This window comes from Streptomyces sp. A01 (assembly GCF_059026195.1).
Genome location: NZ_JBWLKN010000078.1, coordinates 1 through 2470 on the forward strand (window position 1 = coordinate 1; position 2470 = coordinate 2470).

The 2470-nt window shown below is 71.3% G+C and carries 1 protein-coding gene; it reads right to left on the reverse strand.

The window, feature by feature from the left end; all coding sequences use genetic code 11:
- Window positions 1-2470, reverse strand: a 2470-nt coding sequence (locus AC5P1B_RS35560) for a type I polyketide synthase (RefSeq protein ID WP_493892171.1), incomplete at both ends; no start/stop codon positions are given.

The following is a 2470-nucleotide window of genomic DNA, read 5'->3' on the forward strand; positions in this document are numbered from 1 at the left end:
CCGCCCCACTGCGCGCCGACACCACCCACGGCACCACCCCAACGCCAGACCCCGACCCGAGCTCAGCCGACACCACCGCACCCGGCACCACCGCACCCGGCACCACCTCAGCGCCAGACCCCGCCCCGAGCTCAGCCGACACCACCTGACCGCTGACCATCGACCCTGGCTCAGCCGCCACCTCAGCCTCAACCACCGGCCTCGCCTCAGCCGACACCACCTCAACCACCGGCTCCGGCGCATCTGACACCGCCTCAACCACCAACTCCGGCGCCTGCTCCAAGATCACATGCGCGTTCGTCCCCGAGATGCCGAACGACGACACACCCGCCCGGCGCGGGCGTTCCTCATCCGTCCAGGCGACCGGCTCGGTCAGCAGCCGCACCGCGCCCGAGCCCCAGTCCACATGCGGGGTGGGCTCATCGACGTGCAGGGTGGTGGGCAGCACGCCATGCCGCATCGCCATGACCATCTTGATGACACCGGCCACACCGGCGGATGCCTGGGTGTGCCCGATGTTGGACTTGACGGACCCGAGCCACAGCGGCCGGTCCTCCGGCCGGTTCTGCCCGTACGTCGCCAGGAGTGCCTGAGCTTCAATGGGGTCGCCCAGGGTGGTGCCGGTGCCGTGGCCCTCGATCGCGTCCACTTCGGCCGGTGACAGGCGGGCGTTGGCCAGCGCCTGGGTGATGACCCGCTGCTGAGCGGGGCCGTTGGGGGCGGTGAGTCCGTTGCTGGTGCCGTCCTGGTTGATGGCCGAGCCCCGTATGACCGCGAGCACCGGGTGGCCGTGGCGCCGCGCGTCCGACAGCCGTTCCAGCAGCAGAAGCCCGGCCCCTTCGCCCCAGCCGGTGCCGTCGGCGGCCGCGGCGAACGGTTTGCACCTGCCGTCGGGGGCGAGGCCCCGTTGCCGGGAGAACTCGATGAACGTGGTCGGCGTCGCCATCACGGTGACGCCACCGGCCAGTGCCAGGGAACACTCCCCCTGCCGCAGTGCCTGCGCGGCCAGATGCATGGCCACCAGCGCCGACGAGCATGCGGTGTCCACCGTCATCGCCGGGCCCTGCAGCCCGAAGGCGTACGCCAGGCGTCCGGACATGACGCTCGGTGTGCCCCCTGCGAGCAGATAGCCCTCCACGTCCTCCTGTGCCGCGGAATGTCCGCCCGCGCCGTAGCCCTGGAAGGTGCCGCCGGTGAAGACGCCGGTGTCGCTGCCGCTCAGCGCGCCGCGGTCCAGGCCGGCGTTCTCGAAGGTCTCCCAGGCCGTTTCGAGCAGGAGCCGCTGTTGGGGGTCCATGGCGAGTGCTTCGCGGGGGCTGATCCCGAAGAAGTCGGCGTCGAACCCGGCCGCGTCGTAGAGGAAACCGCCTTCCCGTACGTAGCTGGTGCCCCGGTGGCCGGGGTCGGGATCGAAGAGTCTTTCCAGGTCCCAGCCACGGTCGGTGGGCAGTTCGGCTATGGCGTCCCTGCCCTGCGCGACGAGGTCCCACAGCTGCTCCGGAGAGCGCACGCCGCCGGGGAAACGGCACGCCATCGCGACGATCGCGATCGGCTCGTCGGCGGCGATGGCGGTGGTGGTGTGGGCCGAGAGGGCCGCTTGTTCACCGGTGAGTTCCGCTCGCAGGTACGCGGCCAGGGCCTTCGGGGTGGGGTGGTCGAAGATGAGCGACGGCGGGAGGTTCTGGCCGGTGACGGCCGTGAGCTGGTTGCGGAGTTCCACGGCCGTGAGCGAGTCGAAGCCGAGCTCCTGGAAGGGCCGCTCGGGTGGGATCGCTTCCGGCCCGGGGTGCCCGAGAACGGCTGCGGCGTGGGTCTGCACGTGCCGGAGGAGGAGGTGGAGCTGCTGGGCTGGGCTGTTCCCGGTGAGTTCCTGCCGTAGCGGATGGGTGGGAGCGGTGGCAACCTGGGACGCGGGCTGGTTTGTCGCGGCGAGGTCGCTCAGCAGGGCGCTGGGGCGCTGCGCGGCGAAGGCGGCGGGGAACCGCTTCCAGTCGATGTCGGCGATGGTGAGGGTGACGTCGCCGTTGCTGAGGGCGCGATGCAGGGACTTGACGGCCGGTTCGGGGCTGAGCGGGGACAGCCCCCGCTTCTTGAGGTAGGCGAGGGTGTCCTGGTCCGCGGCCATGCCGATGTCGGCCCACGGTCCCCAGGCCAGGCTGGTGGCAGGCAGGCCCTGGGCATGGCGGTGCTCGGCCAGCGCGTCGAGATAGGCGTTGGCGGCGGCGTAGGAGCCCTGTTGCCCGCTTCCCCAGGTCGCGGCGTTCGAGGAGAACAGGACGAAGGCGCTCAGGTCCAGCTGCCGGGTCAGGTCGTGCAGGTGCGCCGCCGCGTACGCCTTGGACCGCAGTTGCTGGTGGAGGCGTTCGGGGCTTAGTTCGGCGAGGGGGCCGACATCGGCGATTCCCGCCGCGTGGATGACGGTGGTCAGGGGTTGGTCGTCGGGGATGGTGTCCAGGAGGTGGTGGAGGGC